The following is a 26658-nucleotide window of genomic DNA, read 5'->3' as shown; positions in this document are numbered from 1 at the left end:
AAGCTCTGAACTCTTGGGCAGGTCTGAACGGTTGCGATATAGTCACGAGCGCCAAATGACAGAGCCCCGGCGGGTGTTGTTACCACCCCCGGAGCGTGGCCACCGATTCAAGGGATCAGTGACATGCACACACTACTTTCCTGCCTCGCGGTGATCCTCTGTGCACTCCGCCCGCCCCATGGGCAGCACGCCGCCCCCCGCGTACTCCGTCGAGAGGCACGCCGGGCGAACCGCGTCCGCCGCTACGCCGCGAACCCCCGCCCCGCCCTGCCGGTCGGTCCGGGCTACGGGAACCCGTTCGCAGCGGTCGCCCCGGTCCGCGAGGTGCGCGAGTCTTTCCCACCTGCTGCGATCATCCGCCCCGGCTTCCGCCACTGGGAAACCGCGCAGGCAGCCGCCTCCGCGGACAGGCAACGGCTGGGCATCACCGTCGCGATGGACATCGTGGCCGGACCTGACACGGCTACTCGGAGAGGATTTCCCGCTCCTGTCTCTGTAGGCACGTAGGCGATAGCCGCCGCGACGTCTGAACCACCCACCTACGGCCCTCGCTCTTCGGAGCGGGGGCCGTTTGTCGGGTGCAGGCTACAGTCCAGGCATGGACGAAACGCGGGCGGACGCAGGCGGGATAAGATGTGTAAGAGTCCTCCTCGCCGACGACCAGCAGATGGTGCGGACCGGGTTCCGCTACATGCTGGACGCCGAGAACGACATCGAGGTCGTGGGCGAGGCGGGCGACGGGGTCGAGGCGGTGCGGCTGGCGCGGGAACTGCGCCCGGACGTGACGCTCATGGACATCCGCATGCCGGGGGTGGACGGGTTGGAGGCCACCCGGCGGTTGGCCGGTCCGGGGGTGGCCGACCCGCTGCGCGTGGTCGTGGTGACCACGTTCGACCTGGACGAGTACGTCCACGCCGCGTTGACCGGCGGGGCCGTCGGGTTCCTGCTCAAGGACGCGGGCCCGGCGCTGCTGATCGAGGCGGTGCGCGCGGCGGCCCGGGGCGACGCCATGGTCTCCCCGAGGATCACCGTCCGGCTGCTGCGGCACTTCGCCGAGACGGGTCCGCGGCCGAGGAGGGACACGGTCGGGTTGACCGACCGGGAGCTGGACATCGTGCGCGCGGTGGCGCGCGGACTGACCAACACCGAGGTGGCCGCGGAGCTGTACGTCACGGTGAGCACGGTCAAGACGCACCTGGCGAGCGTCCAGAACAAGCTGGGGGCGCGCAACCGGGTCGAGGTCGCCGCCTGGGCCTACCGGGGCGGCCATGTGGACTAGGCCTACCAGGCGGCGGGCGCGTAGTCCTTGAGGAAGCAGCCGTACAGGTCCTCGCCGAGCTCGCCGCGGACGACGGGGTCGTACACGCGCGCGGCCCCGTCCTCCAGGTCCAGCGGCGCGTGGAACCCGGCGTCGGCGATCCGCTCCTTGTCCGGGTGCGGCCGCTCGTCGGTGATCCAGCCCGTGTCGACACTGGTCATCAGGATGCCGTCGGTCTCCAGCATCTCCTGGGCACTGGTCCGCGTGAGCATGTTGAGCGCGGCCTTGGCCATGTTGGTGTGCGGGTGGCCCGCGCCCTTGTAGCCGCGTCCGAAGACGCCCTCCATGGCGGACACGTTGACGATGTAGGTGCGCCGCGCGGACGAGGCCGCCAGGGCGGGGCGCAGGCGGTCGACGAGCATGAACGGCGCGCTCACGTTGCACAGCTGCACTTCGAGCATCTCGACGGGGTCGACCTCGCCGACCTTCCGCGTCCAGCTGTTGACGGGGGCCAGGTCCGGCACCAGCCCCCCGGCGTCGATGGCGTTGCCCTCACGCACCCGCTCCATCGAGGCCGACCCGGTGGTCAGGGCCAGCGAGGTGAGCATTTCCGGGGTGAGCGCGTGCGGGGCGAGCCGGAGCTCCTCCCTCTCCCGCGCTCCCTCCAGTGCGCGGGGCCGTACTCCGCCGAGGACCAGCGGCTCGGGCAGCCCCTCCCCCGTGAGCGGTTCGGCCTCGGCGGCGATGAGCGGTCCGTAGGAACCCGGCGAACGCCGCACCGTCTGTGCCGCGTTGTTGATGAGGATGTCCAGCGGCCCCTGCTCGGCCACGTCGTCGGCCAGCCGCAGGACCTGGGCGGGGTCGCGCAGGTCGACGCCGACCACGCGGAGGCGGTGCAGCCACTGGCCGCTGTCCGGCATGGCGGAGAACCGGCGGACCGCGTCCTTGGGGAACCGCGTGGTGACGGTGGTGTGCGCACCGTCGCGCAGCAGCCGCAGCGCGATGTACATGCCGATCTTGGCCCGGCCGCCGGTGAGCAGGGCGCGCCGCCCGGTCAGGTCGGTGCGCGCGTTGCGGCGCTCCCGGTTCAGGGCCGCGCACGCGGGGCACAGCTGGTGGTAGAAGGCGTCGACCTCCGTGTACTTCTCCTTGCACACGTAGCAGGGCCGGGCCTTCCTGAGCACCCCGGCCAGGGCCCCGGTCGCTCCGCTGGTCAGGGCTCGGCCGTTGGTCTCGTCGTCGATCCGGTCCGGGGCGGCGGTGGCGGTGGCGGCGAGCACGGCGTCGTCGTGCGCCTTCACCGCGTCCCTGCGGGCGCGCCGCCGCTTCTCCTTCACGATCTTGAAGAGCTTGGCGGAGGCCCGTTGCAGGACGAGCGAGTCCGGGTGGTCGGTGGGCAGCCCCTCCACCCGCGCGAGCACGTCCAGACACACGCGCAGGTGCTCCGGGTCGACTCCGGCCTCCGTCGTCTCCGTCACGTCTTCCGTCACCGCTGACTCCACCACTGTCCTCCACGGCCCCCGAGGCGGGGCCAAAAGGAACCATATGCGCACCCGGAGACCAGGCGGGGAACGATCCGGTGTGGGACGGAGGTGACTATGGAGGTGAACCGGGTGTCGTGAGACGAGAGGGAAGCCGTGAACCGACTGACCAGTGACGCGCGGGCCGAGGACACGGGCGGCACGCCCGAACTCGTGGTCCTGCTCGACGAACGGCACCGGCCGGTGGGCGTGGCCGACAAGGCCACCGTGCACAGCGCGGACACCCCGCTGCACCTGGCCTTCTCCTGCTACGTCCTGGGGCCCGACGGTCGGGTCCTGGTCACCCGGCGCGCGTTGGCCAAGACCACGTGGCCGGGCGTGTGGACCAACAGCTGCTGTGGCCACCCCGGCCCGGGTGAGGGTCTGGAGGAGGCCGTGCGCCGCCGGGTCGGCCAGGAGCTGGGGTTGGAGCTGGCGGAGGTCCGGCCGGCGCTGCCGGAGTTCCGCTACCGGGCGGTGTCGGCGGAGGGGATCGTGGAGAACGAGTTCTGCCCGGTGTTCTGGGCCCGCGCGGAGGGGGAGCCCTCCCCCGACCCCGACGAGGTGACCGAGTACGCGTGGGTGGAGTGGCCCGACCTGGTGGAGTTGGCCGCGCGGTCCCCGTGGGCGATCAGCCCGTGGGCGGCCGAACAGATCCCCGCCCTGGACGCGGCGGGTCCGGTTCCCCGGGTGTGACGGTTCGGGAGCCGGCAGGGTGCTGCAAGACGAGTCGAGCCGCGAGCGAGGAACGAGCGTCAGGCGAAGACGAGGATGAAGCATCCCTGCCTTCGGGGCGCCCGAACCCGGGCCAAAGCGAAGCGGAGGCCCAAAGCAAGCACAGCCGCGGCTTCTCTGGGTAGGACGGTCTCAGCGACCCCTCCCCCCGGTAGGAGCCGAGCAGATGCCACCTCGCCCCGTCGCCCTCGCCTTCGACGTCCTCGACACCCTGTTCCCGCTGGGCCCGCTGGAGTGGCGGTTCCGCGAGGCGGGGATCCCCCGCGTACTCATGACCCGCTGGAGCGACCACGTGCTCCGCGACACCTTCGCCCTCGCCCTCCTGGACGGCGACCGCTCGTTCGAGGACGTGGCCCGGGGGTCGCTCAGGGACATCACCGGGCACCAGATCGCCCCGGCGGCCGAGGACTCCGTCATCGAGGGCATGGCGCGGCTCGAGCCCCGGAGCGAGGCCGTGACCGCCGTGACCGCCGCGCGCGAGGCGGGCCTGCGGGTGGTGACCCTCGGCAACGGCGACGAACGCCCGACGCGGGAGCTGCTGGAGCGGGCGGGGATCCTCGACCTGGTCGACGGAGTGCTGGGCGGCGCGTCGGCGGGCGCCTGGAAGCCGGCCGCGGCGCCCTACCTCGCGGCGGCGCGGGAGCTGGGGGTCGACCCGCGCGAACTCGGCCTGGTCACCGCGCACGGGTGGGACGTGGGCGGCGCCGCGCGCGCCGGGCTGGTGACCGGGTGGTCGGCCCACCTGGAGGGCCGGTTCCCGGCGGTGTTCCCGGCACCGGACGTGTCCGGTCGGGACCTCGAACAGGTGGTCAAGGCCCTACTGGACCTTTGATCCGCGCCCCGGCCCCTGGGGCGAGGACCGAAGCGAGCACAGCTCAATCCTCCCAGGACCGGTCGTACTGGGGGTGGTTCCGGTACACCGTGGCCAGGTACTTCACCGCCCGGCGCCAGGCGAGCAGTTCCGACCACGGGTCGCCTCCGCTCTCGGCCGGTGACGAGGGCGCGGGTTCGAGGGTGCGCATGCTGGCGGAGTGGGCCTTGGTGTACCCCTCCACGATCATGCGCTTGGCCGCCACCTCGGCCAGCGCCCGGTCCCGGCCGCGGGCTCCCGCGGGGACGGCCCTCGACGCGCGTTCGTCCTCGTCCAGGCGCGTGTTGAGGAACTCGACGATGGTCAACGGAAACGACTCCCCTCCGGTCACCGTACGGCCCTACACCTGGCCCAGTATCCGTGATTCTCCGGTGGCGATCCACTCACCGTCAGGGACAACCCTCGAACTGCGGGACGCTCGTGACGAGGTCCAGACCGGTCTCCCCGAACCACGTCTCCAACAGCTGCCCCGCGGTTCCGTCCTGGTACATCTCGGTGATCGCCTTGTTGACCGCCTCGCACGCGCGCACATCGCCGTGCGGCAGCCCGACACCGTACTTCTCCTCGGTGAACGGGTTGTTGACCAGCCGAAAGGTGTCGGGGGCCTGGGCCAGGAAGCCCGCGAGGATCAGGTTGTCCGTGGACATCGCGTCCACCTCGCCCTCACGCAGGGCGTCGGCGCACGCGCCGTAGCTGGGGGCGTCCGTCTGCTCGACCCGGATGCCGAGCCCCTGGGTGATCCGCCGCGCCGAGTTCGACCCCTTCCCCTGGCACACGCGGAGCCCCTCCAGGTCGCGTACGTCGTCGATGTCGGTGTCCTCGGCCCGGACGAGCAGGTCCTGCTGGGCCACGTAGTACGGTCCGCCGAAGGTCACATCGGCCTTGCGGGCCTGGGTGATGGAGTAGGTCGCCACGACCATGTCCACCTCGCCGCCGATGAGCAGGTCCTCGCGTTCGGCGGAGGTGACCCCCACCAGCTCCACGCGGTCGGCGGGGAAGCCCAGGCGCTCGGTGAGGTAGTAGGCGACGTCCACGTCGAAGCCGGTCAGTTCGCCGTCGGGGCCCCGCAGACCGGTGCCGGGCTGGTCGTACTTGACGCCCACGGTGATCGACTCCGCGTCGAGCACCGAGACCTCCTCCCCCAGCGCCTCGGAGCACGCGGACAGTCCCAGCACCAGGGCGGCCGCCGCGGCGGCGGGACGGTGTCGCAACCTCATCGGCCCGTTCCTCTCTCAGGTGTCAGCGGTACTCGGCCAGCCGGGGGCGGACCCCGAGCGCGATCAGTGCGAGCACGGCCAGGACGCACACGGGGAGCCCCAGCCGCCAGGGGGTCAGCACCGCGTCCCCTCGCGCGATGCCGTCGACGAAGGTGGTCCGGTGCAGGGCGATCAGTTCGTCCAGAGCGGCGACGTAGGCGGGAAAGGTGCCGTCGCGCGAGTCGGCGACGGACATGCGGGTCTCGACCGCGGCGGCCAGATCGCCGTCGCGGGCGGCGGCGCGCAGGTCGCGGTCGGCCGCGTGCAGCCGCTCGTAGGTCTCCAGCACCTCGGCGAGCGCGTCCTCCTGGCCGGGCAGCAGTGACCCCTGTGCCCGCTCGCCGAGGTACCCGAGGGTGCCGGGGTCATCGTCGTCGGGGTCGTCCGGCCCCGGCAGCTCGGGGTAGGCGTCGGCGACCTCGTCGACCGCCGTGTAGTACTGGTCCAGGTTCTCGGCGGGCCGGAACAGAACCTGCTGGGCCCGTTCCAGGTAGACCTGCTGGTAGTTGTCGGCCAGTTCGGGGTCGCCGAGGAAGCGGCTCTGGTCGGCCTGCATGTCGGTGGCGATCGCCCCCGCCCGTGCGAGCGCCATCGCCGCGTCCAGCCCCTCCTCCTTGGCGCCGCGCTGGTACCCGTTGCTCAGTTCGAGCGTGATGACGACGCCGACGGTCAGGAGGAGGACCCCGGCGGTCGCGGCCAGGAGGGGGATGTTGAGGCGGCGGCGGAAACGTACGCGCAAGTAGAGCTGGAGCGCGACCAGCGCCACGATCGTGGCCGCGCCGACCGCGCCGACCGTCAGCATTCCCTGCGCGACCGAACGCTGCCCCTCCTCATGGTTCTGCCGCACGATCGCGGAGGAGTCCAACCCCAGGTTGAACGCCTTGGGCAGCAGCTCCGTGTGCATCAGCTGGGTCGCCCGCCGGTACTCCTCCAGCGCCTCCTCGTCCACCCTTCCCGGCGGGGCCTGTGCCTCGTCGTTGAGCAGGCGGGCGCGGGAGGCGTGCCGCTCGTAGGAGCCCATCCCGTCCAGGACCGCCTGGACGGTGCGCTCCTCCACGCTGTCGCCCTCGGTGAGTGAGGCGGCGTGGAGCAGCGCCTCGTTGGCCTGGCGGCGGCTGGCCTCGAAGCGGTCCAGGGCGTCGGCGCGCCCGGACCCCAGGTCGTGACCGGTCCCCATGAGCAGGACGTCGGCCATGCGCGCGTCCATGTCGGCCAGGGCCAGGTACAGGTCGGTGGTGGCCATGGCGCGCGGTCCCGCGTCGCGGCCGAGCACGTCGAGCCCGGTTCGGGCCTGGCCCAGGGTGGTGTGCGCGGACGCGAACAGCCCCGTGACGGCGACGACGCACACCATCGTCAGCGCCCACACCCGGGCCGGGGTGGAGTTGAGCCGGAACCGGCGGCGCCCGGTCCGGGGCGGGGACCCCGGAGGGTGGCCGGTCACCGGGCCTCACCCCTTCTGCACGGTGATGGCCGTCCACGCGCCGACGTAGATCCGATCACTGTCATTCAGGGGAACCTCCACGTTGCGGGGGATGGGGTCGACGGCTCCGTTGATCGTCGTCCCGTTGGCTGATCCCGGGTCGACGACCGCCCAGGTACCGCCGGACGCGGGCAACAGGATCGCGTGGACGCGGGAGACGGCGGGGTCCCCGTCGGGGCCGCCGAGGTCGATCTCCGGAGTGAACTCCCGTTTGACGCTGCGCCGGCCGATGTGCACGCGCTCACCCTGGAGCCTGACCCGACGCTGCCGGTGGTGCGTGGGGAAGGGGAGCTGGGACGTGTCGAGCCTGCCCTGGTCGGCCATGTACTGGTAGTAGGCGGGGTCGGCGGCCACGATCGCGAGCCACGGGATCCCGGTCGCGGAGTCCGCGGCCCCGGGACGGCGTCGGCGGCCGCCGGAACGCGAGGCGAAGTCGAAGCCGCACTCTTCGCAGAAGCGGCCGGTGCGGGACGTGGCGCAGACGGGGCAGGGGCCGCCGCGGGGTTCGGCGGCCGTCCAGGGGAGCGGTGGTTCGGTCGGGCCGTGGGGAACCACCGACAGCGGCTGACGGGGTCGGGGCAGCCGCAGGCCACAGACGTCGCAGACGTCGGTCGCGGTGGAACTGTGACCGGAGGGGCAGCTCGGCATGGGTCCCTCCTACCTGGGTCCCGGGGCGTCGCGGGGAGGGGTCCGGGTGTGGCGGGAGGGTCTGTCAGGGTGGTCAGACCTGTCCGGCACGGGGTCCCCCTCGTCGGCCGGGCACCGGTATGACCACCACGGTGATGTTGTCTTTGCCGCCGGCCCTGATCGCGAGGTCGACGTACCTGCGGGCGGCCTCCCGGGGCGCGGTTCCGGCACCGGGGACGGCGGCGGTGAGGTCGGCGGCCTCCGGATAGTAGTTCCACAGACCGTCGGTACAGAGCACGACGGCTCCGGGTCCGGTGGGGGTGACGGTGCAGACGTGCGCGTCGACCTCCCCGGAGTCGGCGCCCATCCACGCGACGAGAGCGTGCGCGTTCGCCGAGCGCATGGCCTCCTCCCGGGACAGCATGCCCATCTGCACCATGGCCTCGCTCCAGGAGTCGTCCTTGGTGAGGAGGGCGGACGCGCTGGCGGCGGGACCGCCGGACAGCCAGTAGGCGCGGCTGTCGCCGACCCACCCGACGGTGACGGTTCCGGTGTCGGGGCGCACGACGGCGGAGACGAACGTGCAGGCGGGCGCGGACCGGGGCGACTCCGCGATCGCGGCCACGGCACGGGCGGCGTGGGTCATCGCCGCGCCGGTGGCCTCGCGGGGGTCGGCTCCCTGGCGCATGCGCTCGACGAGGACGGCGACGCCGGCTTCGGCGGTCACACGGGAGGCCTCGTCGGGGCGGGGCGAGGTGGACACCCCGTCGCAGACCACGGCGAGGACCGCGCCGGGCGCGTGGGGGTCGTCGGCGGGCAGGACGCGGACCGCCATGGCGTCCTCGTTGCGTTTGTGCCGCAGTCCGCGGTCACTGACGCCCGCGGCGCTCTCGGTGGACACCTCGACGTGGTCGCGCCCGGTGGGTTGGAGCAGGCCGCACGTCATGCAGTACCCGTCCCGCACCCGCCCCGGGCACCACGTGCAGAGGGCGGGGTTGGTGGGAGTGACCGGGACGCTTCCGGTGGCGGGCGGCGGCCACTCCGGCACGGTCGGGACGGACTGTTCGGAGGACCCCGCCTGACCGGAGGGTCTGGGAGGTCTGGAGGTCTCGGCCGGGCCGTGGGCACCATCGGCGGGGCCCCGGGGCTCACCCGTCGGGGCGGGGAGGACGGCGTCGCGCCGCAGGGGCTGGGTGGCCAGGGCGTCGGCACCGCCGCCGGACCGCGGACGCGTGGCAGCGGACAGGCTCACCTGGGGCGCGGTGGGCGCGCCGTCCTCGGGCGTCAGACCGGGACGTTCGCCGCCGTCGGGACTCGGGCGGGTGGCCCCCGACAGGCTCACCTGGGGCGCGGTGGGCACCGTGTCGGGGTTCTCGGCGGGAGCGTCCCTGATGTCGCTCGGAAGGGTGCGGCCGCACCCCTCGCAGAAGCTGTCACCAGCGGCCACTCTGTCGGCGCAGGCAGGGCAGGTCCGCACCTTGGACATCGACGTACCTTCGATTCTCACAGCAGCGTCACGGGGCGTAGGGAGTTGGCCTTGTCCACGAGTTCGTGGCGTTCACGCACCGAGGCGGCGCGATGAGCCAGGGTACGGTAACGCCGTTCCAGGTTGGCACGCACACCGTCCTCCGAGAGCGGTGCTCCCAGGAGCACACGGTCCGCCGGCGCGCGGCCACCCGCGTCGAGCCAGACCAGGACGTTCTCCAGGACCCGGGCGGCGAGCCGGTCGGTGGAGTCGCCGTCCAGACCGAGCCGTTCCAGGCGTTGACCCGCCTCCAGGAACTCCGCCGCGTCCGTGGAGCCGTGCCGGGTGGACAGGACGGACACGAGCGCGGTCTGGGCGTGCACGTACTGGCTGGACAGCTCGGGCACGGTGTCCAGGACCGAGATCGCCGCCGCCCGGTCGTCCTGGGCGAGGCGGATCCGTGCCAGGCCGAAGGCGGCGCTGACGAAAGAGTGGTCGGTGCTCCACACCGTCTGGTACTGGCGGGCGGCGGTCGCGTGGTCGCCGAGCCGTTCGCTGGCGATGGCCAGGCCGAGTTTGGGGGCGCTCTCCCCCGGCAGGTGGTCGTAGATGCGGTCGAAGTGGTCGCCGGCCTCACGGAAGTGGCCTTTGCTCAACGCGGCGACGGCGAGGTACCACATGGTGCGCCAGTCGTCGGGGACCTCCTCGCTGAAGCGGTTCAGGGCGTCCATGGCCTCGTTGTGGCGGCCCGCCGTGATCAGCGCGTGGCACAGCATGAGCAGGGTCTCGGGTGAGGGTGCGGCTCTGCCCCGCAGGATGGGGATCAGCTCCTCGTCGCTCAGGGCGGAGAACCCCCGGAGTTGCTGGGCGGCCGGATCGTCGTCGTGGATGAGGGGCCTGGGCAGGAGCGCCGCGGCCTCGATGGGCGGCGGTGGAGCGAGCAGCCGGTCGGCGTCGAGTGCGCCGATCTCGGTGCCGCCCACCGTGTTCTCACCGCCGAACAGAGTGGAGGACGCCGGGTGCGGCGAGCCCTTGATGTCGGACAGCACCTCGCGCAGGACGCCGGTGAGCTGGTCGGCCATCTCGTCGGCGTCCTGGAAGCGCAGGTCCGGTTCGGCCCGCGTGCTGCGGCGCAGCAGGCGGTCGAAGGACTCGTGCCGTCTGAGCAGCGGCACGGTGTCGGCGGGCGGGAGGGTGTGCGCGTGCTCGCGTCTGGCGTCGAACCGGAAACTGAGGACGGCCAGGGACCGTCCCACGGAGTAGAGGTCGGAGCTGATCGAGGGGCCGGGGGAACGCAGCTCCTCCTCCGGCACCCGGTAGCCGGGCGTGCTGTAGACGGAGCTGGAGGTGTCGTCCATACGCCGCACGCCACCCAGGTCGATGAGCTTGATCTGCTCCTCGCTCTGCATGACGTTGTCCGGCTTGAAGTCGCAGTAGAGCAGACCCTTGCTGTGCAGGTAGCCGAGGGCGCGCAGGCTCTCCAGACCGTAGGCGATGACCTGGTCGACGGGCAGGACCTCGTAGCCGGTGCCCGGCTCCCCGCGCTCGGTGAGCAACTGCCGCAGCGATTTGCCCCCGACGTACTCCATGACGATGTGGCCGGCGGGGATACCGGTGTCGGGGTCGGGGTACTGCGAGAAGTTGATGATCTTGACGATGTTGGGGTGCTCGACCTCCGACAGGAAGGCGCGCTCGGCGGCGGCCGCCCTGTGCGCCTCCGCGTCCCCGGCGTTGAGCAGGCCCTTGAGTACCACCCAACGGTCGTTGACGTTGCGGTCCTTGGCCAGGTAGATCCAGCCCAGCCCACCGTGGGCGATACAGCCGAGCACCTCGTACTGCCCACCGACCAGGTCGCCCGCGGCGAGCTTGGGTGTGAAGGAGAAGGGGGTGCCGCAGCTGCGGCAGTACCCCTCGGTCCGGCCGGGACGGCCGTCACGGGAGCGGCCGACCCGGTCGTTGCAGACGCCGCAGAAGCGGTTCTTCTCCGCGACGACGGGCTCGGTCATGACCGCCTCGGCCGGATTCCGGTAAGGGACCATGGGCACCTGGACCATGCCCATCCCGAGCATGCCGCGCGCGGAGCGGCGGCTGCTCCCGGCCGACCCCGCACCCGTGCCGTGCACGTTCCCGGTGCCCGTGGTGTCTCCGGACCCGGCGCCGCCGGGGAGGGGGACACGGTCCCCCGGCGGAGTTCCGGGAGGGCGCACCCACGGGACCGGTTGGGAGGCGGGCCGAGGTGCCAGGGGGACCTGCTCGGTCCTGGCGTGGAGTACGTCGCCCGGCGCACGGCCGCAGGTACGGCAGGAACCGCCCTCGATCCGGCCGTCGCAGTCGGGTTCCGTGCACGCGGTCGTCACGTGTGCGCACCTCCTTCACTCCCGCCGCCCGGCTCTCCGGCGCCGGAGGGGGTTCCGTCTTCGGGGAAGTCGGCCCCGGACACCTCCTTGAGCGCGCTGAGGTAGGCGGCCAGCGCGACGGTGGCGGCGCGCAGGTCGCAGGGGACCGACCACAGTTCCCAGTGCGCCACGCCGTGCAGCCCGGCGAGCCGCACGTCACCGGCCAGGCCGAGCCTGACCGAGAGCGCGCGGAAGGCGTCCAGTCGGCCACGCAGCTCGGCCCGGCGTTCCAGCAGACGGGTGAGCCCGACCTCCCGGTCGCGGGCGTCGTCGGCGGCGAGGTGAATGGCGCGCTGGAGTTCGCCCAGACGGGAGCCGAGTTCGCGCCAGCGCCCGCCGGCGCGGAGGTCGTCCAGCGCGGCGACGCCCGAGCGCAGACCGGGGACCGGGTCCGGGACGTCGGGCACCTCGGGCGAGGAGACCTTGGCGACGACCTGCGCGCGCAGGCGGTGGGCCCGCCCGATGACCATCTCGACGTCGTCGACGGCGAAGCGGAGGCGGTCAACGGTCTCGTGGTAGGAGTCACGCATGCGCAGGGCGTCGCGGAGCTCGCCCCGGGTGCGGTCCAGCAGTCCGCGCAGGCGCTCGATCTCGGTGGTGACCACGCGTCCGCCGACGACGAGCGACAGCGGGTCGCGGCGGATCACCTCACCGATCCGGAAGAGGGCGGCGCGCAGGTCCTCGTACTCGTCCTCGCCGAGGCCGATCATGTCGGCGTACGTGCCGATCTCGTGCCACATGGATTCCAGCTCGCCGAGCCGGGGGTGGAGGGCGTCCCAGGCGGTCTCGACGGCGGAGATGGCCTCGGTGACCTCCTCGTAGTCGGCCGTCACCCGGGCGATGGCCTCCGCGAGGGTGATCCGTTCGTCGGAGGCGTCCGGACGGGTGTCGGTACGCGGAAGCACCACCGAGGGGCCGTCGAGGAGACGGGTGAGCTCGCATTGGGAGTCGGGGTCGCCCGAGACACGCAGATCGGTGGCGCGCTCGACCACGTCCCGCACGGCGGGGTGCGCCGCCCACAGGCTGCGGACGTGCGCGTCCGCCCTCTCCCAGCGCAGTCTGGTGCGTCCGACCAGGTCCGCCTCCCGGAGCAGGCGGTGGCTGACGTGGCCGTCCAGGTCGGTGCGGTAGAGGGCGATCCGATCCGCCTCACCACGCACACGGTTGAGCGCGTGGTCGATGCCCTCCCAGCTCATCGGAGGCATCCGTGCCCCTGGCGCGCTCCCCACCTTCCACATCACTCCCCGTGTCACGCGTCCACGCCCGATCCACGTGAACGGCCCCGTCCTCTCGATGTCCAGATACGAGTCTGGCCGCCGTCCTGCCGAACCACAAGGGCGTCCCGGTGTTCGGCCGTGACCGGCCATGGGGGACGTATCCTCGGGACACCCCCGGCGCCGAGAACAGTGGAGGAATCGTGGCCGACCAGGCGGTGGCACTCGTCATCTCGATCCGCGTGTCGCCGGGCCGCCGCGAGGACTTCCTCACCGGGATCTCCCGCAACGCCGCCGCCGCGCTGCGCGACGAGCCCGGCTGTCTGCGGTTCGAGGTCACCCAGGACGCGGCGGACCCGGACGTGTTCTGGGTCTATGAGGTGTTCGCCGACGAGGAGGCGCTCCGGGCGCACCGCCGCGCACCGCACTTCCTCGCCTGGCAGGAGGAGAAGGCCGCGTTGGTCGTCCCCGGAAGCCAGGTCGACCATCTCGGTACCCGCGTCATCGGCGGGCCCTGACCGTCCGTTGAGGGCGCCCGCCGCGAAGCGGCCCCCGGGTGACGAAGAGGGAGGAACCGCGCCGCAGGCGTCGTTTGAGGGTGGTGGAGGGCGACGGGCGGGCCGAGGCGCGGCGGAGGCCCCGAGAGAACACGGTCAGGTGGCGACGGGGCCCGGCGGCTCGTCGCCCTCGTCCGGCCCCGTGTCCCCGGGTTCCCTCCGCATGTGGTTCCCGGGCAGGGCGAACGCCTCGGCGACACCGCGCAGCCGGAAACCGGCCACCGCGAGCACGACACCGAAGATGATCGCGTAGATCCCCACCACGAGCACGATGGCCTGCGCGCCCTCCAGCGGCCAGAACCACAGCAGCAGACCGAACACGATCGACAGGGCGCCGAGGAAGATGAGCAGCCACTCCGAGCTGATGCGCGCCCGCAGCCGGACGGCGGTGACGATCTCGGCCACACCCGTCACGATCGCCCAGGCACCGATCACGAACACCAGCGCCATGACCGCCACGAGGGGCCAGATCAACGCGATGAGACCCATGATGACGCTGAGTACCGCCTGGACGATCATCGACGCCCGGGTGCCCGGTGTCGCGCGGAAGGCGGCCGCCCCCAGCACGCATCCGTCGACGAGGGCGAACACACCGAAGACGATGGCCAGGGCGACCAGGGTGAGCCCCGGCCAGAACAGGGCGAGCAGGCCGAAGACCACGGCGGCGACGCCGCGCAGGACCACCATCCACCAGTTCCGGCTCATCTCTCCGAGCATGTCGCCGGCCAACGCGTACCGGACCATCCCAGCCTCCCGAGTCCCTCGCGGTCACCCGTGATCACGGGACCTCAGGATGCAACTTCCCTCTGGGCCGCGCCCCCACGACAGTCGACGGGCAAAATACCTGGCAAGGGAGGGTAGGTGTGGTTGACGGAGCCGGACACGGCAACGCCCGCCCCCGGTGACGGGAGCGGGCGGTGCGGGTCTCGGGATCAGCCCTGGCCGGGGTAGCGGCGCTCGGCGGAACCGATGTAGTGCTGACGCGGGCGCGCGATCCGGAAGGCCGGGTCGTGCAGCTGCTCGCGGTAGTGGGCGATCCACCCGGGCAGACGGCCCAGGGCGAACAGCACGGTGAACATGTTGTTCGGGAAGCCCATGGTGCGGTAGATGACGCCGGTGTAGAAGTCGACGTTCGGGTAGAGCTTCCGCTCGGTGAAGTAGGAGTCCGCGAGCGCGGCGGCCTCCAGCTTGAGGGCGAGCTTGAACAGCTCGTCCGGGTTGTCGTCGTGGTCAAGGATCTGGCTGGCCAGAACCTTGATCTCCTTGCTCCGCGGGTCGAAGTTCTTGTACACGCGGTGGCCGAAGCCCATCAGGCGGACCTCGCGGGCCTTCACCCGCTCCAGGAAGTCCTCGATGCTGGTGCCCGAGTCACGGATACCCTCCAGCATCTCCAGGACGGCCTGGTTGGCGCCGCCGTGGGAGGGGCCGGACAGGGCGTTGACGCCCGAGGCGACGCTGGCGAAGATGTCGGCCTGCGAGGAGCCCACGACGCGCACGGTGGCGGTGGAGCAGTTCAGCTCGTGGTCCGCGTGCAGGACCAGCAGCATCCCGACGGCCTTGTTGAACAGGTCGCCGAGGTTGCCGGTGGGAGCGTTGTCTCCGAAGGTCATCCGGATGAAGTTCTCGACGTAGTCGAGGGAGTCGTCCGGGGCGATCGGCTTCTCGCCGATGGAGTTGCGGTAGATGCGGGCCGCGATCGTCGGCAGCTTGGCCAACAGCCGGATCGTGGCGAGCTCCACCTGGTTCTCGTCGGAGGGGTCGACGCTGTCGTCGTAGTACGCCGCGAGGGTGTTGACGGCGCTGGCCAGCAGCGACATCGGGTGTCCGTTGCGGGGCATCGCGTCGATCAGCGTACCCATGTCGGCCGGGATGTCGGCGTTCTCGCGCAGCTTGTCGGAGAACTCCTTGAGCTGGCCGGACTCCGGCAGCTCGCCGTAGATCACCAGGTAGGCGACCTCGAGGAAGGTCGCGCCCACGGCGAGGTCCTCGATCGGGTATCCGCGGTAGCGCAGGATGCCCGCGGCCCCGTCGATGTAGGTGATCTTCGAGCTACACGAAGCGGTGTTGCCGAACCCCGGATCCAGGGTGGTCATACCGGTCGAGCCCAGCAGGGTCTTCAGCTCGATGGTGCGCTCACCCTCGGTGCCGGTGAACACCGGCAGCTTCAGCACGCCGCCCTCGTAGTGGAGCTCCACCGTGCGCTCTTTGTCGTCTTCGCTCATGCCCGAGGTCAACCTTTCCAGGCGGGGGATACGTGAGGTGCTCAGACGCGGGGCGGTCAGCCGCCGCGTTCTTGATTCACTCGTTATTGTTCTGTTTTGTTAAACGACGGTTAAGCAAAATCATATAAGTTTCACCGATTCACGAACAGGTGACATGCAACACATACCCACGTGGGGGCAGAATTACCGCACGGTGAAGATTTACAAACTTTGCCGACCGTCGATTACTCCGTGATCGCCCTGAGGCGTCGCGGACGACACCGGGGTTCTCCCGATGGCGCCCAGCCTCCTGTGCCGGTCCCCTGAGCACTCCGACACCCGTCGAACCGGTGGCCTTCGGGCACCCTTCACAGATGTGGACAGGTGCCGCGAAGCCCGGTGCGACGGGGTGTCCGTACGCGCCCTAGTGGCCTTCCCACAGGGTACCTTCGCGCTGATCACGGGGGTTGAGGAGGGGTGCCGACAGTTCGGTGATCTTGGCCTCTGCGAGGCGCCCCACGACCCCGTCCGTCACTCTGGCCACATGCCAACGCGCTCACTGTGTTCGGAGGTGGTACGGAGAACACACGAGTTCACACCCGCACCGGACGGCATGTGAGAACTCCGGTAAACAGAGCACGACAAGGCCATAGGACCGATGGTCCTGATTGCGTCCGACCGCCGCCGCACCGACAGTCATTGCCCCGGCGGAAGGGATGTCAGTGCCCCGAAGGCGCCGAAGTGAAACCCCCGAGTGGCGGCTTTTTCGTCACAGTCCGGGGCTACTCCTCCTCGACGCCTCCGGCCAGCAGAGGTTCCATGAACAGATCGGGGTGGTCGCGCTCGATCACCCGCAGCCGCCACTTGTTGTGCACCAGCACCAGCAGCTCCCCGTCACCGCGCCGCCGCAGCACCTCCGCCCCGGACAGCGCGTGCAGCCCCGGCGCGGACTCGGCGTCGGTACGCCGCGCCACCGAGTACTCCAGCGGCGAGGTCTCGATCGGGGACCGGAACTCCTGCTCCATGCGGTGCTTGACCACGTCGAACTGCAGCGGACCCACCGCCGCCAGCACCGGGGCCTGCTCCCCGCGCACGTCCGAGGTGAGCACCTGCACCACACCCTCGGCGTCCAGCTGGGCGATCCCGCGCTGGAACTGCTTGTACTTGCCCGCGTCCTGCGCTCGCGCCACCACGAAGTGCTCCGGGGCGAAGCTCGGAATCGCCGGGTAGTTGACCTTGGGGCCGTCGTAGAGGGTGTCGCCCACGGCCAGCGCCTGGGCGTTGACCAGTGCGATCACGTCGCCCGGGTAGGCGGTGTCGATCGTGGACCGGTCCGAGCCGAACACCGCCTGGGTGTACTTGGTCGCGAACGGACGCCCCGTCGCCGCGTGGGTGAGCACCATCCCGCGCTCGAACCGCCCCGAGGAGACCCGCACGAACGCCATCCGGTCCCGGTGGTTCTTGTCCATGTTGGCCTGCATCTTGAAGACCTGGCCGGAGAACGGAGCCGACACCTCGCGCGGGCGCTCCCGGTCGTCGGCCTTGGCCGCCGGAGCGGGCGCCAGGCCCACGACCGCCTCCAGCAGCTGGCCCACACCGAAGTTGGGCAGCGCCGCGCCGAACAGCACCGGAGAGGACTCCCCCGCCAGGAAGGACTCCTCGTCGTAGTCGGCGCCCAGGGCCTGGAGGAGTTCGATCTCCTCCTGGGCCTGTTCCCACTCGGCGCCCTCGAGCCGGGCCGCCTCGCCCGCCTCCAGGGTCTCCTCGATCGCCTTCTGGGCGCCGCCGGGGGTACGGGTCATCTTGGTGTAGGCGCCGCTGGCGCGGTCGATCAGGCCGCGGAAGTCACCGGCGATGCCCACCGGCCAGTTCAGCGGGGTCGGTCGCAACCCGATGCGCTGCTCGATCTCGTCCAGCAGCTCCAGCGGCTCGCGGCCCGGCCGGTCCCACTTGTTGACGAACGTGATGACCGGCATCTTCCGCGCCCGGCACACGTCGAAGAGCTTGAGCGTCTGCGGCTCCAGGCCCTTGGCCGAGTCCAGCAGCATGATCGCGCAGTCCACCGCCGACAGCACCCGGTAGGTGTCCTCGGAGAAGTCCGCGTGACCGGGGGTGTCCAGCAGGTTCAGCACCCGGTCGGAGTAGTCGATGCGCAGCGCGGCCGAGGTGATCGAGATCCCCCGGTCCTGCTCCATCTGCATCCAGTCCGAGGTCACCCCCCTGCGGTCGCCCTTGCCGTGGACCGCGCCCGCCGAGGAGATCGCGGCCGCGTGCAGGGCCAGCGCCTCGGTCAGCGTCGACTTACCGGCGTCGGGGTGCGAGATCACCGCGAACGTCCGCCGACGTCCCGCCTCCCGCTCGACCTCGGCCTCCTGCCGCGTCGTGCCCGCCTGATCCACGCTCATTCCCGCTGCCCGTCCCGCGTCGCTCCTACTACTTCGACCCCGTCCAGAGTACGCCCGGTGACGGACTCCCCGGGGCGGCCTGTGGACAACCCGGTCACGACGTCGCGCGCGGTTCCCGTACCGCCGCGGTGATCCGGCGCAGCAGCTCGTCGCGACCGGTGTCGCTGGGATAGACCGCGACCAGCACGCTCTCGCCCGTGAGCGCCTCCGGCTCCGCCCGATCCCCGCCCGGGGGTTCCCCCCGCCCCCCGGTGTCCAACACGGTCTCGGCCGTCCGGCGCACCAGGGCCGTCGCGGTGTCGAACCGCTCCCACACCTCTCCGGGGTCCTGGTCGGGGGCGCGCAGCCACGACCTCAGGACGTGGTTGTGCGCGGCGATCAGGGACGCGGCCACCACACCGGCGGCCAGGGAGTGCCCCTCCCCGCCGTCAGCGGCCAGGTACCGGGTGAAGGCCGCCTGGTAGCGGGCGGTCATGGCCACCTCTCGGTCGCGCAGCCGCGGGTGGGCGCGCACGAGCCGGTACCGGGGGACGGTGATCTCCGGGTCGCGCAGGTACCCCTGGAGGACCAGGCGCGCGGCCGCGCACACCGAGCTCAGCGGATCGTCCGGCGATGCCTCCAGGTAGCGGACCACGGTCGAGAAGAGTTCGTCGTGCTCGGCGAAGAGGATGTCCTCCTTCGAGCCGAACCTGCGGAACAGGCTGCGGCGGCTGACCCCCGTGGCGACGGCGATGCCCTCCATGGTGGTGGCCTCGAACCCGTCGTCGGTGAAGAGCCGGACCGCGGCGAGCACCACGTCGCGCGTGTCCGTGCGCGCGGCCCCGCCCCGCGCCTCGGCGCGCTCCCGCGCACCCGTCCCGGCCATGGGGTCCACCCCCTTCACCTCGGTGTCCTGGTCCGTCCGTCTCGGACGACACCCAGAAGGTATCCGACCTCGTCTGTGTACTTCGTCCTGTTCACCCCCTACCCTGGCACTGGATGCCATACACCGGCACGCGGTGCCATGGATCGGGACACGCCACCGGAGAGGGAACGGACATGAGCGACTTCGACCTGTTCAAGACCAGCGAGGAGCACGAGGAGCTGCGCGAGGCCGTGCGCTCCGTCGCCGAGGACAAGATCGCCCCGCACGCGGCCGAGGTCGACGAGACCAGCTCCTTCCCCCAGGCCGCGCACGACGCTCTGGTCGCCACGGACTTCCACGCCGCGCACATCGAGGAGAAGTACGACGGCGTGGGCGCCGACGCCCTCGCGACCTGCATCATCATCGAGGAGGTCGCCCGCGCGTGCGCCTCGTCCTCACTGATCCCGGCCGTCAACAAGCTCGGCACCATGCCGCTCATCCTCGGCGCGTCCGAGGAGGTCAAGCAGCGCTACCTGCCCAAGGTCGCCAGCGGCGAGGCGATGTTCTCCTACGGACTGTCCGAGCGCGAGGCCGGTTCCGACACCGCGAGCATGCGTACCCAGGCCGTGGCCGACGGCGACGACTGGATCCTCAACGGCCAGAAGTCGTGGATCACCAACGCCGGGGTCAGCGAGTACTACACGGTCCTGGCCGTGACCGACCCCGAGGGCGCCCGCGGCCGCAACATCTCGGCGTTCGTTCTGCACGCCGACGACGAGGGCTTCAGCCTGGGCGAGCCCGAGCGCAAGCTCGGCATCAAGGGCTCCCCCACCCGTGAGCTGTTCTTCGACAACGTGCGCGTCCCCGGCGACCGCATGGTCGGCGCTCCGGGCGAGGGCCTCAAGATCGCCCTGCGCACCCTGGACCACACCCGTGTCACCATCGGCGCGCAGGCCATCGGCATCGCCCAGGGCGCCCTGGACCACGCCGTGGCCTACGTCAAGGAGCGCAAGCAGTTCGGCAAGGCCGTCGCCGACTTCCAGGGCGTGCAGTTCATGCTGGCCGACATGGCGATGAAGCTGGAGACCGCCCGGCAGATGGTGTACGTGGCCGCCGCCAAGTCCGAGCGCGGCGACGACGACCTGCCCTTCTACGGCGCCGCCGCCAAGTGCTACGCCTCCGACGCCGCCATGGAGATCACCACCGACGCCGTGCAGCTGCTGGGCGGCGCGGGCTACGTGAAGGACTTCCCGCTCGAGCGCATGATGCGCGACGCCAAGATCACCCAGATCTACGAGGGCACCAACCAGATCCAGCGCCTGGTGATGGCCCGCCAGCTGCTGAAGTAGGCCGTAGCCGGCACGAAGGCCCCGGTCGTCCCGCCCTTCCAGCGGAAGGAAGCGGGACGGCCGGGGCCTCCCGTGTTCCGTGTGTGTTCGGTACCCGGAGGGCGCCGGTCAGACCGTGGACTCGCGCACGAACCGCGCGAAGGGGATCGGGTCCCGGCCCAGCGCCGCGCGCACGTCCTCGGTGACCTCGGCGGCTCCGCCCGCGACGGCGGCGGCGAACCGCTCGTTGAGCGTGTCGACGTACCGCTCGCCCCAGCCCCCGTCCGTGGCCCGGAAGTAGAACCGCGACTCGTCCACCGTCTTGAACCGCCACACCGGGCTGTCGGTGCCCTTCGTCATCCGCACCACCTCGCGGAACGTGAGCGCCTGGGGTCCGGTCAGCGTGTACTCCCGACCGTGGTGGTCCTCCACCAGGGCCGCGACCGCCGCGTTGGCCACGTCCCTCGCGTCCACGAAGCTGACCGCCGTCCGCTTCTTGACCGGCAGTTCGAGCTTGCCGTTCCGGGAGCGCGCCATGCGGGCGAAGGCGCCCTCGGTGAGGTCCTGGTCGAGCCAGTTGGAGCGCAGCACCGTCCACCTGGGGAACCGCTCCTTCGCCCTCCGCTCGACCACTCCCTGGTCGGAGGCGACCGCGACGCCCATACAGGACAGGACGACGGCGTTGCGCGCACCGGCCTCCGCGGCCCGGTCCAGGAACCCCGCCACGCGGTTTCCCAGCCCACTGCCCGTCGGGGTCACCACGAAGACGCTCTCCACGCCGTCGAGGACGTCGTCCCAGTTGGAGGTGTCCGTCCAGTCCAGTCGGGTCTGGGAGGTCCGCGACGCCCCCGTCGCGTCCACCCCGCGCCGACGCAGCTCGGTCAGGACGCGTCGGCCCACCATCCCGGTGGCGCCGGTGACGAGTGTGCTCATCGGATAGACCCCCCACGATCGGTTCGCTCCGGGGGGTGTCTCCCACCGGTGTCCGCGCCCCGTTCGGGCCCCACGGTACCGACCGACGCACACCGCGCGTAACGTTCCAGCTCCAGGGGTGTCCCCTCAGTGACGGCGCCCCGGAGCCAGCGCCTCGGCCGCCAGGACCATGACCGCGCCGACGACCGCCACCGCGAGGTTGGCGAACAGCGCGGACTCCTGGAGGAACGCCACGTTCGGGACGACGAGGCGGTTGAACGAGTTGAGGACGATCCCGAAGAACGGCTGGTACCACAGGTGGTCGATCGCGCCGCTGACCCCGATGAGGAAGACGAGGGCCCCGGTGCCCTGGAGGATCTTTCGCATGGGACCCACGCTAGGGAGGGCGCGGGGCGCGCACATCGGACGTCGGTGCCCGGTCGCGCCGCCCAAGGCACGGATCCGCGCCGCCCATCGGCCGACCGCCGTGCCCCCGCGACCCGACCAAAGTATGGATCCGGCCGACGTCGGTCCCCGGCTCCGGCGCGTGGTGCCCCCGGCGGCCGGGCGAACCGTAGACTCCGGGCGATGAACGCTTCCACGGCCCCCGGGCCGCGACGACGGCGCGGCACACGCGACTGGCTCGTGGACCTGGCGATGTTCCTGCTCGCCGTCGGGTTCGGGCTCATGGTCACCGCCGATCTCGGCGAGTCCCCGCACGGCCCGGCCGGACCGGACGTACGCCGCGACCTTCCCCTCTGGTTGGCGGTCGCCGAGCAGTTGGTCGCGTTCGCGGGCTGTGTGGCGCTGTGGTGGCGCCGGCGCTGGCCGATCGGGATCGCCGTGGTCCTGGTCGTGCTGTCGAGTGTGTCCGCGCTCATCGCCGGGGCGATGCTCATCGCGCTCTTCTCCCTGGCCGTGCACCGCCCGCCGAGGATCAGCCTGTCGGTGTTCGGCCTCGCCGTGGGGACGTCCTTCCTCTACTCGTTCCTCTGGCCCGACCCCTTCGTGCCGCTCTTCGTCGACTTCCTGCTGGGGGTGGCGATCCTGGGCACCGTCACCGGATGGGGGCTGACCGTCCACCATCGCAGGAAGCTCGTGGAGTCGCTGCGCGACCGGGCCGTGCACGCCGAGGCCGAGGCCCGGCTCCGGGCGGAGCAGGCCCAGCACCAGGTACGCGAGGCCATCGCCAGGGAGATCCACGACGTGCTCGGCCACCGCCTGTCCATGCTCAGCGTGCACGCGGGAGCCCTGGAGTACCGGCCCGACGCCTCCCCCGAGGAGGTCGCCCGTTCGGCGTCGGTGATCCGCGAGAGCGCCCACCAGGCACTCCAGGACCTGCGGGAGGTGATCGGCGTGCTACGTGCGCCCGTGGGAGAGCTTCCCCAGCCCACGTTGGCCGACCTGGAACAGTTGGTGGAGGAGGCGGACCATGTCGGCGCCCGGGTGGAACTGGTGCGCGACTGCGAGGGCTCGGTCCCCGAACGGGTGGGCCGCACCGCCTACCGGGTCGTCCAGGAGGCCCTGACCAACGTCCGCAAGCACGCGTCCGGGGCCGACACCCTCGTCCACGTGACGGGCGCCCCCGGTGAGGGGCTGACCGTGGAGGTGCGCAACGGCCCCGCGTCCGCGCCTCGGCCGCCCGGCCCGGTCGACGGCGCGGGGCGGGGTCTCGTCGGGTTGGCCGAACGCGTGTCGCTGGCGTCGGGCCGCCTGGAGTACGGTCCGACCGGCGGTGGTGGCTGGCGCCTGTCCGCGTGGCTACCGTGGCCAGCATGAGCGAGACCGAGCGGGACGCCCGCGAGATCGGTGTGGTGATCGTCGACGACGACGCGCTGGTGCGGGTCGGCCTGGTGATGATGATGGGCGGCGCGCCCGACATCCGGGTCCTGGCCGAGGCCGAGGACGGCGGGGCCGTTCCCGACCTGGTCGACGAGCACGCGCCGGACGTGGTGCTGATGGACATCCGGATGCCCGCGGTGGACGGCCTGACCGCCACCGAGCGCCTGCGGGCCCGCCCCGACGCCCCCGAGGTGCTCGTCCTCACCACCTTCGACGCCGACGAGCACGTCCTGCGTGCCCTGCGGGCGGGGGCCGCGGGCTTCCTTCTCAAGGACACCCCTCCCGAGCAGATCGTGGAGTCCGTCCGCCAGGTGGCCCGCGGCCTGCCCGTCCTGTCCCCCGCCGTGACGCGACGCCTCATCGACCGCGTGGCCGCGGGCGACCACGCCGAGCGCGCGGAACGGGCCCGGGGGCGGCTCGCGGCACTCAACGCGCGCGAGCTCGACGTGGCGGTGGCGGTGGGCCAGGGACGGTCCAACGCCGACATCGCGTCTCGGCTGTTCCTGAGCGTGCCGACGGTCAAGACGCACGTGTCCGGCGTCCTCACCAAGCTCGGGCTCAACAACCGGGTGCAGATCGCCCTGCTGGTGCACGACGCCCGGCTCCTCGACGGAACGGACTGATCCGGGCCCGCGACCCGGCGGATCCGAGCGTGCGACGGGCCGGACACGCCGGGCCGCGCGGGGACGTCCGGGGAGCTTCCCCCGCTCCGCTGACACCGACCCGCATACTGTGTGTGACCATCGCATGATCAGTGGGGCGAGAGGGGTGAGGGGCCGTGACCCGCCGCGTCGACCTGCCCAGGGTGCTCGACGCCGTCATGGAGCGGGCCGGACCGCACATCGGGGAGGGCCGGGACGCCGACTACATCCCGGAGCTGAGCAAGGTCGACCCGCACCAGTTCGGGTTCGCGGTGGCCACCGTCGACGGCGAGGTGCACGCGGTCGGCGACTCGACGGTGCCGTTCTCCATCCAGAGCGTCTCCAAGCTGTTCACGCTCGTGCTGGTGATGAGCCGGTCCGGCCACGGGATCTGGCGGCGCGTGCACCGGGAACCGTCCGGCAACGCGTTCAACTCGCTGTACCAGCTGGAGTTCGAGAGCGGCGTCCCGCGCAATCCGTTCATCAACCCCGGCGCGATCGTGGTCACCGACCAGCTGCTCAGCGACACCGGCGACGCGTTGGGGGCCTTGCGGGACCTGCTGCGCGAGGAGACGGGCAACCCGGGGCTGGACGTGGACGCGGTGACCGCGCGCTCCGAGACCGAGACCGGCCACCGCAACCGAGCGCTGGCCTATCTCATGGCGAGCTTCGGCAACATGCGCAACCCGGTCCCCCAAGCGCTCGACCACTACTTCCGCCAGTGCTCCATCACCATCAGCGCGGAGGACCTGGCCCGGGCCGGGCTCGTGCTGGCCAGGCACGGGGTCCGGGCGGACGGCACCCGGTTGGTGAGCCGCGAGGACGCCCGCCGGATCATGGCGGTGATGCTCACCTGCGGCACCTACGACGCGGCGGGCGAGTTCGCCTACCGTGTCGGACTGCCGTGCAAGAGCGGGGTGGGCGGCGGCATCCTGTCGGTGGTGCCCGGCAGGTACGCGGTGGTGGCCTGGGCCCCGGGGCTGGACCCCAAGGGCAACTCGGTCACGGGCGCGCTGGCGCTGGAGGCCTTCACCGACATCACGCGGTGCTCGGTGTTCTGAGGGTCCGGCGCGGTGCGTCCGGGACGGGTGTCGGGGCTCAGGAGGCGGGTTCGAAGGTCTCGGCCATGCGGTCCAGGAGTTCGTGGTTGGCTTCGGGGTCGTCGCCGCTCGCGACGAGGAACAGCGCGTAGCCCTTGTCCTCGGTGTGGAACCCTCGGTTGATGGCGTGCATCCGACCGCCGTCGCCGTCGAAGGTGAACTCCCAGTCGGCGGCGCTGACGTAGGCGTCGGCCCAGTCGTCCTCCACGTCCGTGATACCGATGCTGGAGTAGCCGCTGAAGTTCTGGCTGGCGGCCGGTTCGAGGTCGCGCCAGTCGTCACCGGCGTCCGGGTTGGGGGAGTCGGTCTGGTCCACCTGGAGGTACCCGCCGTCGGGGTTGCGGAAGAAGACGCTGCTGCCGCTCCGCTCCACCGTCCAGTCCTCGGGGACGTCGACGGAGAAGCCGGTGGTGTCTTCGTAGCGGGTGAGGAAGTCCCACCGGTCGTCGTCCTCTTCCGCCCCGTCCTCCCCGTCCTGCGGCTCCGCGTCCGGGTCGGCGTCCTCCGACGGGGTGTCGGCGGTGGCGTCGGCGTCCCGGGGGTCCTCGGCACCCGCCCCGTCGACGGACCCGCTCGCGGTCTCGGCCGTGCCCTGGGAGCGGTTCATACTGATCAGGGCACTGGTGGCCGCGCCCGCGACCAGCAGCACGACCGCGGCGGCGACGATCAGCGCGGCCCTGACCCGCCGTGCTCCCCCTCCGCCCCCGGAGGTGCTCCCGGACGGGTCGGACGGACGCGTGGCCCAGGCGACGCCTGCCGTACCGCCGGAGCTCGCGGTGCGGGCGTCGTCGGTGGCGCCGGACACGCCGGTGCCGCGGTCGGGTCCCCCCTCCTCGGCCCCGGTGTCCGCGGCTACCGCCGGTCCGGGCTCCTCGGTGGGACGGGTGGTCGCGAGGGTGGGGGCGGCGCCGACGGAGGCGGCCTCCTCGTCGTCCCGGATCCCGCGCAGGAGGGAGCGCGCCTCGGCGATGGAGAGCCGGTCCCCCGGTTCCTTCGCGCACAGCCCCTCCAGTACGGGGCGGAGCGGGCCGGCCCGCAGCGGTTCGGGCAGGTCCTGGGTGCAGATGGCGGTGAGCGTCGCCATCGGCGTGGGCCGGTCAAACGGCAGCGACCCCTCCACCGCCTGGTAGAGGGTGACGCCCAAGGCCCACGCGTCTGAGGCGGGGGTGGCCTGATGCCCCTGCGCGACCTCGGGCGCCAGGTAGCTGGGGGAGCCGATGAGCAGTCCCGTACTGGTCAGATGGGTGGACCCGTCCAGATGGGCGATGCCGAAGTCGGTGAGGACCGCGCGGTTCTCCCCCGCGATGAGCACGTTGCCGGGCTTGATGTCGCGGTGCACGATGCCCCGCCCGTGCGCCTCGGCCAGTCCGGCGCCCATCTGTTCACCGATGTCGGCGACCCGGCGCACGGACAGCGACTCCCCGGAGCGGATCAGGTCGCCCAAGGAGGGCCCCTGGACCAGCTCCATCACGATCCACGGGCGGCCGTCCTCCTCGGCCACGTCGAACACGGTGATGATGGAGGGGTGGCTCAGCTGCGCGGCGCTGCGTGCCTCGCGCAGCATCCGCGTACGCAGGACCTCCACCTCGTGCGCCGGGAGGCCGGGCGGCGTGGTCAGTTCCTTGACGGCGACCGGACGGTCGAGGAGGGTGTCGGTTCCCCGCCAGACCCGGCCCATGCCGCCCTCGCCGATGACCTCGTCCAGGCGGTACCTGTCGACCAGGGAGCGGCCGGATTCGGCTGCCGAACTGTTCATGTGGCGCGATTCCTCTGAAGGGGAGGGGAGAAGGGCAGGGGTGACCGCGGGAGCGGAGCGTGGCCGGGCAGGGGGGACAATCCAGAGTCTAGGGATCCCGGGCGGCGTTGGCACGGTCGGTGGCGGCGCCGCGAACACCCACCCGGCGCCCTGACATCAGGCACATGATCCCTGAAATGCGATGATCCCGCCAGAAGGGGGTGAAACCCCTTCTCACGGGATCGTGGTCACCGGGCGTGTCCCACCCGGC

The 26658-nt window shown here is 71.6% G+C and carries 22 protein-coding genes and 1 pseudogene; 8 read left to right on the top strand and 15 right to left on the bottom strand.

The window, feature by feature from the left end:
- The first annotated feature begins 598 nt into the window (after nucleotides 1-598).
- Nucleotides 599-1279, top strand: a complete 681-nt coding sequence (locus KIK06_RS25380) for a response regulator (RefSeq protein ID WP_268645407.1) — start codon at nucleotides 599-601, stop codon at nucleotides 1277-1279.
- A gap of 2 nt (nucleotides 1280-1281) precedes the next feature.
- On the opposite strand, the gene KIK06_RS25375 is transcribed toward KIK06_RS25380, so the two are convergent.
- Nucleotides 1282-2748, bottom strand: a complete 1467-nt coding sequence (locus tag KIK06_RS25375; RefSeq protein WP_268645406.1) for an SDR family oxidoreductase — start codon at nucleotides 2746-2748, stop codon at nucleotides 1282-1284.
- A gap of 147 nt (nucleotides 2749-2895) precedes the next feature.
- On the opposite strand from KIK06_RS25375, the gene idi reads away from it, so the two are divergent.
- Both idi and KIK06_RS25365 read left to right on the top strand, forming a co-directional pair.
- Nucleotides 2896-3474 carry an isopentenyl-diphosphate Delta-isomerase gene (idi, locus tag KIK06_RS25370; RefSeq protein ID WP_017600802.1) on the top strand — a complete coding sequence of 193 codons (579 nt, stop codon included), beginning with the start codon at nucleotides 2896-2898 and terminating at the stop codon, nucleotides 3472-3474.
- 205 nt (nucleotides 3475-3679) lie between these two features.
- On the top strand, nucleotides 3680-4345 hold the full coding sequence (locus tag KIK06_RS25365) for an HAD family hydrolase (protein ID WP_017600803.1): 666 nt from the start codon (nucleotides 3680-3682) through the stop codon (nucleotides 4343-4345).
- A gap of 43 nt (nucleotides 4346-4388) precedes the next feature.
- Here KIK06_RS25365 and KIK06_RS25360 read toward each other — a convergent pair whose 3' ends face one another.
- From KIK06_RS25360 to KIK06_RS25330, 7 genes are all read right to left on the bottom strand, one after another.
- Nucleotides 4389-4691: a DUF6221 family protein gene (locus KIK06_RS25360; protein ID WP_268645405.1), complete on the bottom strand. Its 303-nt coding sequence runs from the start codon at nucleotides 4689-4691 to the stop codon at nucleotides 4389-4391.
- 82 nt (nucleotides 4692-4773) lie between these two features.
- Nucleotides 4774-5601: a glutamate ABC transporter substrate-binding protein gene (locus KIK06_RS25355; RefSeq protein WP_017600805.1), complete on the bottom strand. Its 828-nt coding sequence runs from the start codon at nucleotides 5599-5601 to the stop codon at nucleotides 4774-4776.
- A 22-nt stretch (nucleotides 5602-5623) separates the two neighbouring features.
- Entirely contained in the window at nucleotides 5624-7081 is a 1458-nt protein-coding gene (locus tag KIK06_RS25350; protein WP_268645404.1) for a hypothetical protein, read from the bottom strand.
- Between the two features lie 6 nt (nucleotides 7082-7087).
- Nucleotides 7088-7768 (bottom strand): FHA domain-containing protein, encoded by a 681-nt coding sequence (locus KIK06_RS25345; protein ID WP_268645403.1) that lies wholly within the window; start codon nucleotides 7766-7768, stop codon nucleotides 7088-7090.
- A 73-nt stretch (nucleotides 7769-7841) separates the two neighbouring features.
- Nucleotides 7842-9233, bottom strand: coding sequence for a PP2C family protein-serine/threonine phosphatase (locus KIK06_RS25340; RefSeq protein ID WP_268645402.1), 1392 nt, complete (start codon nucleotides 9231-9233; stop codon nucleotides 7842-7844).
- 17 nt (nucleotides 9234-9250) lie between these two features.
- Nucleotides 9251-11281: a tetratricopeptide repeat protein gene (locus tag KIK06_RS25335; protein ID WP_442789835.1), complete on the bottom strand. Its 2031-nt coding sequence runs from the start codon at nucleotides 11279-11281 to the stop codon at nucleotides 9251-9253.
- Nucleotides 11282-11565: 284 nt separating this feature from the next.
- Complete coding sequence (locus KIK06_RS25330) at nucleotides 11566-12804, bottom strand: hypothetical protein (protein WP_268646183.1); 1239 nt, start codon at nucleotides 12802-12804, stop codon at nucleotides 11566-11568.
- Between the two features lie 221 nt (nucleotides 12805-13025).
- On the opposite strand from KIK06_RS25330, the gene KIK06_RS25325 reads away from it, so the two are divergent.
- Nucleotides 13026-13340: a putative quinol monooxygenase gene (locus KIK06_RS25325; protein ID WP_268645400.1), complete on the top strand. Its 315-nt coding sequence runs from the start codon at nucleotides 13026-13028 to the stop codon at nucleotides 13338-13340.
- Nucleotides 13341-13559: 219 nt separating this feature from the next.
- Here the strand turns inward: KIK06_RS25325 and KIK06_RS25320 are convergent.
- From KIK06_RS25320 to KIK06_RS25305, 4 genes and pseudogenes are all read right to left on the bottom strand, one after another.
- Nucleotides 13560-14123 (bottom strand): annotated as a pseudogene (locus KIK06_RS25320) (HdeD family acid-resistance protein); the annotation flags it as partial.
- A gap of 188 nt (nucleotides 14124-14311) precedes the next feature.
- On the bottom strand, nucleotides 14312-15601 hold the full coding sequence (locus KIK06_RS25315; RefSeq protein ID WP_017600814.1) for a citrate synthase: 1290 nt from the start codon (nucleotides 15599-15601) through the stop codon (nucleotides 14312-14314).
- 761 nt (nucleotides 15602-16362) lie between these two features.
- Nucleotides 16363-17985, bottom strand: a complete 1623-nt coding sequence (locus KIK06_RS25310; RefSeq protein WP_268645399.1) for a peptide chain release factor 3 — start codon at nucleotides 17983-17985, stop codon at nucleotides 16363-16365.
- A 94-nt stretch (nucleotides 17986-18079) separates the two neighbouring features.
- Nucleotides 18080-18850, bottom strand: coding sequence for a TetR/AcrR family transcriptional regulator (locus KIK06_RS25305; RefSeq protein ID WP_040692293.1), 771 nt, complete (start codon nucleotides 18848-18850; stop codon nucleotides 18080-18082).
- A 173-nt stretch (nucleotides 18851-19023) separates the two neighbouring features.
- Here KIK06_RS25305 and KIK06_RS25300 point away from each other — a divergent pair, with 173 nt between their 5' ends.
- Complete coding sequence (locus KIK06_RS25300; protein ID WP_017602368.1) at nucleotides 19024-20178, top strand: acyl-CoA dehydrogenase family protein; 1155 nt, start codon at nucleotides 19024-19026, stop codon at nucleotides 20176-20178.
- Nucleotides 20179-20286: 108 nt separating this feature from the next.
- Here the strand turns inward: KIK06_RS25300 and KIK06_RS25295 are convergent, their stop codons facing one another.
- On the bottom strand, nucleotides 20287-21090 hold the full coding sequence (locus KIK06_RS25295; RefSeq protein ID WP_268645398.1) for an NAD-dependent epimerase/dehydratase family protein: 804 nt from the start codon (nucleotides 21088-21090) through the stop codon (nucleotides 20287-20289).
- 126 nt (nucleotides 21091-21216) lie between these two features.
- On the bottom strand, nucleotides 21217-21456 hold the full coding sequence (locus KIK06_RS25290; protein WP_017602370.1) for a hypothetical protein: 240 nt from the start codon (nucleotides 21454-21456) through the stop codon (nucleotides 21217-21219).
- Between the two features lie 201 nt (nucleotides 21457-21657).
- Between KIK06_RS25290 and KIK06_RS25285 the strand changes: the two genes are divergently transcribed.
- From KIK06_RS25285 to KIK06_RS25275, 3 genes are all read left to right on the top strand, one after another.
- The gene (locus KIK06_RS25285; protein WP_268645397.1) at nucleotides 21658-22848 is read left to right on the top strand and encodes a sensor histidine kinase; all 1191 of its coding nucleotides are present in this window, start codon (nucleotides 21658-21660) and stop codon (nucleotides 22846-22848) included.
- Nucleotides 22845-23534, top strand: a complete 690-nt coding sequence (locus KIK06_RS25280; protein ID WP_268645396.1) for a response regulator — start codon at nucleotides 22845-22847, stop codon at nucleotides 23532-23534. Before KIK06_RS25285 ends, KIK06_RS25280 begins: the two co-directional genes overlap by 4 nt.
- Nucleotides 23535-23689: 155 nt before the next feature.
- On the top strand, nucleotides 23690-24613 hold the full coding sequence (locus KIK06_RS25275) for a glutaminase (RefSeq protein ID WP_268645395.1): 924 nt from the start codon (nucleotides 23690-23692) through the stop codon (nucleotides 24611-24613).
- Nucleotides 24614-24650: 37 nt separating this feature from the next.
- Here the strand turns inward: KIK06_RS25275 and KIK06_RS25270 are convergent, their stop codons facing one another.
- Complete coding sequence (locus KIK06_RS25270) at nucleotides 24651-26408, bottom strand: serine/threonine-protein kinase (protein WP_268645394.1); 1758 nt, start codon at nucleotides 26406-26408, stop codon at nucleotides 24651-24653.
- Nucleotides 26409-26658: the final 250 nt, after the last annotated feature.

It is taken from the genome of Nocardiopsis sp. EMB25 (genome assembly GCF_026797795.1).
GTDB classification, from domain to species: Bacteria; Actinomycetota; Actinomycetes; order Streptosporangiales; family Streptosporangiaceae; genus Nocardiopsis; species Nocardiopsis lucentensis.
This window is presented reverse-complemented; position numbering and strand designations above follow the sequence as displayed.

Coding starts and splice junctions, on each gene's coding strand:
- KIK06_RS25290 (WP_017602370.1), bottom strand. CDS start 21,456: ATGCGAAAGATCCTCCAGGGCACCGGGGCCCTCGTCTTCCTCATCGGG.
- KIK06_RS25310 (WP_268645399.1), bottom strand. CDS start 17,985: ATGAGCGTGGATCAGGCGGGCACGACGCGGCAGGAGGCCGAGGTCGAG.
- KIK06_RS25270 (WP_268645394.1), bottom strand. CDS start 26,408: ATGAACAGTTCGGCAGCCGAATCCGGCCGCTCCCTGGTCGACAGGTAC.
- KIK06_RS25380 (WP_268645407.1), top strand. CDS start 599: ATGGACGAAACGCGGGCGGACGCAGGCGGGATAAGATGTGTAAGAGTC.
- KIK06_RS25340 (WP_268645402.1), bottom strand. CDS start 9,233: ATGTCCAAGGTGCGGACCTGCCCTGCCTGCGCCGACAGAGTGGCCGCT.
- KIK06_RS25280 (WP_268645396.1), top strand. CDS start 22,845: ATGAGCGAGACCGAGCGGGACGCCCGCGAGATCGGTGTGGTGATCGTC.
- KIK06_RS25315 (WP_017600814.1), bottom strand. CDS start 15,601: ATGAGCGAAGACGACAAAGAGCGCACGGTGGAGCTCCACTACGAGGGC.
- KIK06_RS25305 (WP_040692293.1), bottom strand. CDS start 18,850: ATGGCCGGGACGGGTGCGCGGGAGCGCGCCGAGGCGCGGGGCGGGGCC.
- KIK06_RS25285 (WP_268645397.1), top strand. CDS start 21,658: ATGAACGCTTCCACGGCCCCCGGGCCGCGACGACGGCGCGGCACACGC.
- KIK06_RS25295 (WP_268645398.1), bottom strand. CDS start 21,090: ATGAGCACACTCGTCACCGGCGCCACCGGGATGGTGGGCCGACGCGTC.
- KIK06_RS25300 (WP_017602368.1), top strand. CDS start 19,024: ATGAGCGACTTCGACCTGTTCAAGACCAGCGAGGAGCACGAGGAGCTG.
- KIK06_RS25335 (WP_442789835.1), bottom strand. CDS start 11,281: ATGCTCGGGATGGGCATGGTCCAGGTGCCCATGGTCCCTTACCGGAAT.
- KIK06_RS25365 (WP_017600803.1), top strand. CDS start 3,680: ATGCCACCTCGCCCCGTCGCCCTCGCCTTCGACGTCCTCGACACCCTG.
- KIK06_RS25330 (WP_268646183.1), bottom strand. CDS start 12,804: ATGAGCTGGGAGGGCATCGACCACGCGCTCAACCGTGTGCGTGGTGAG.
- KIK06_RS25355 (WP_017600805.1), bottom strand. CDS start 5,601: ATGAGGTTGCGACACCGTCCCGCCGCCGCGGCGGCCGCCCTGGTGCTG.
- KIK06_RS25345 (WP_268645403.1), bottom strand. CDS start 7,768: ATGCCGAGCTGCCCCTCCGGTCACAGTTCCACCGCGACCGACGTCTGC.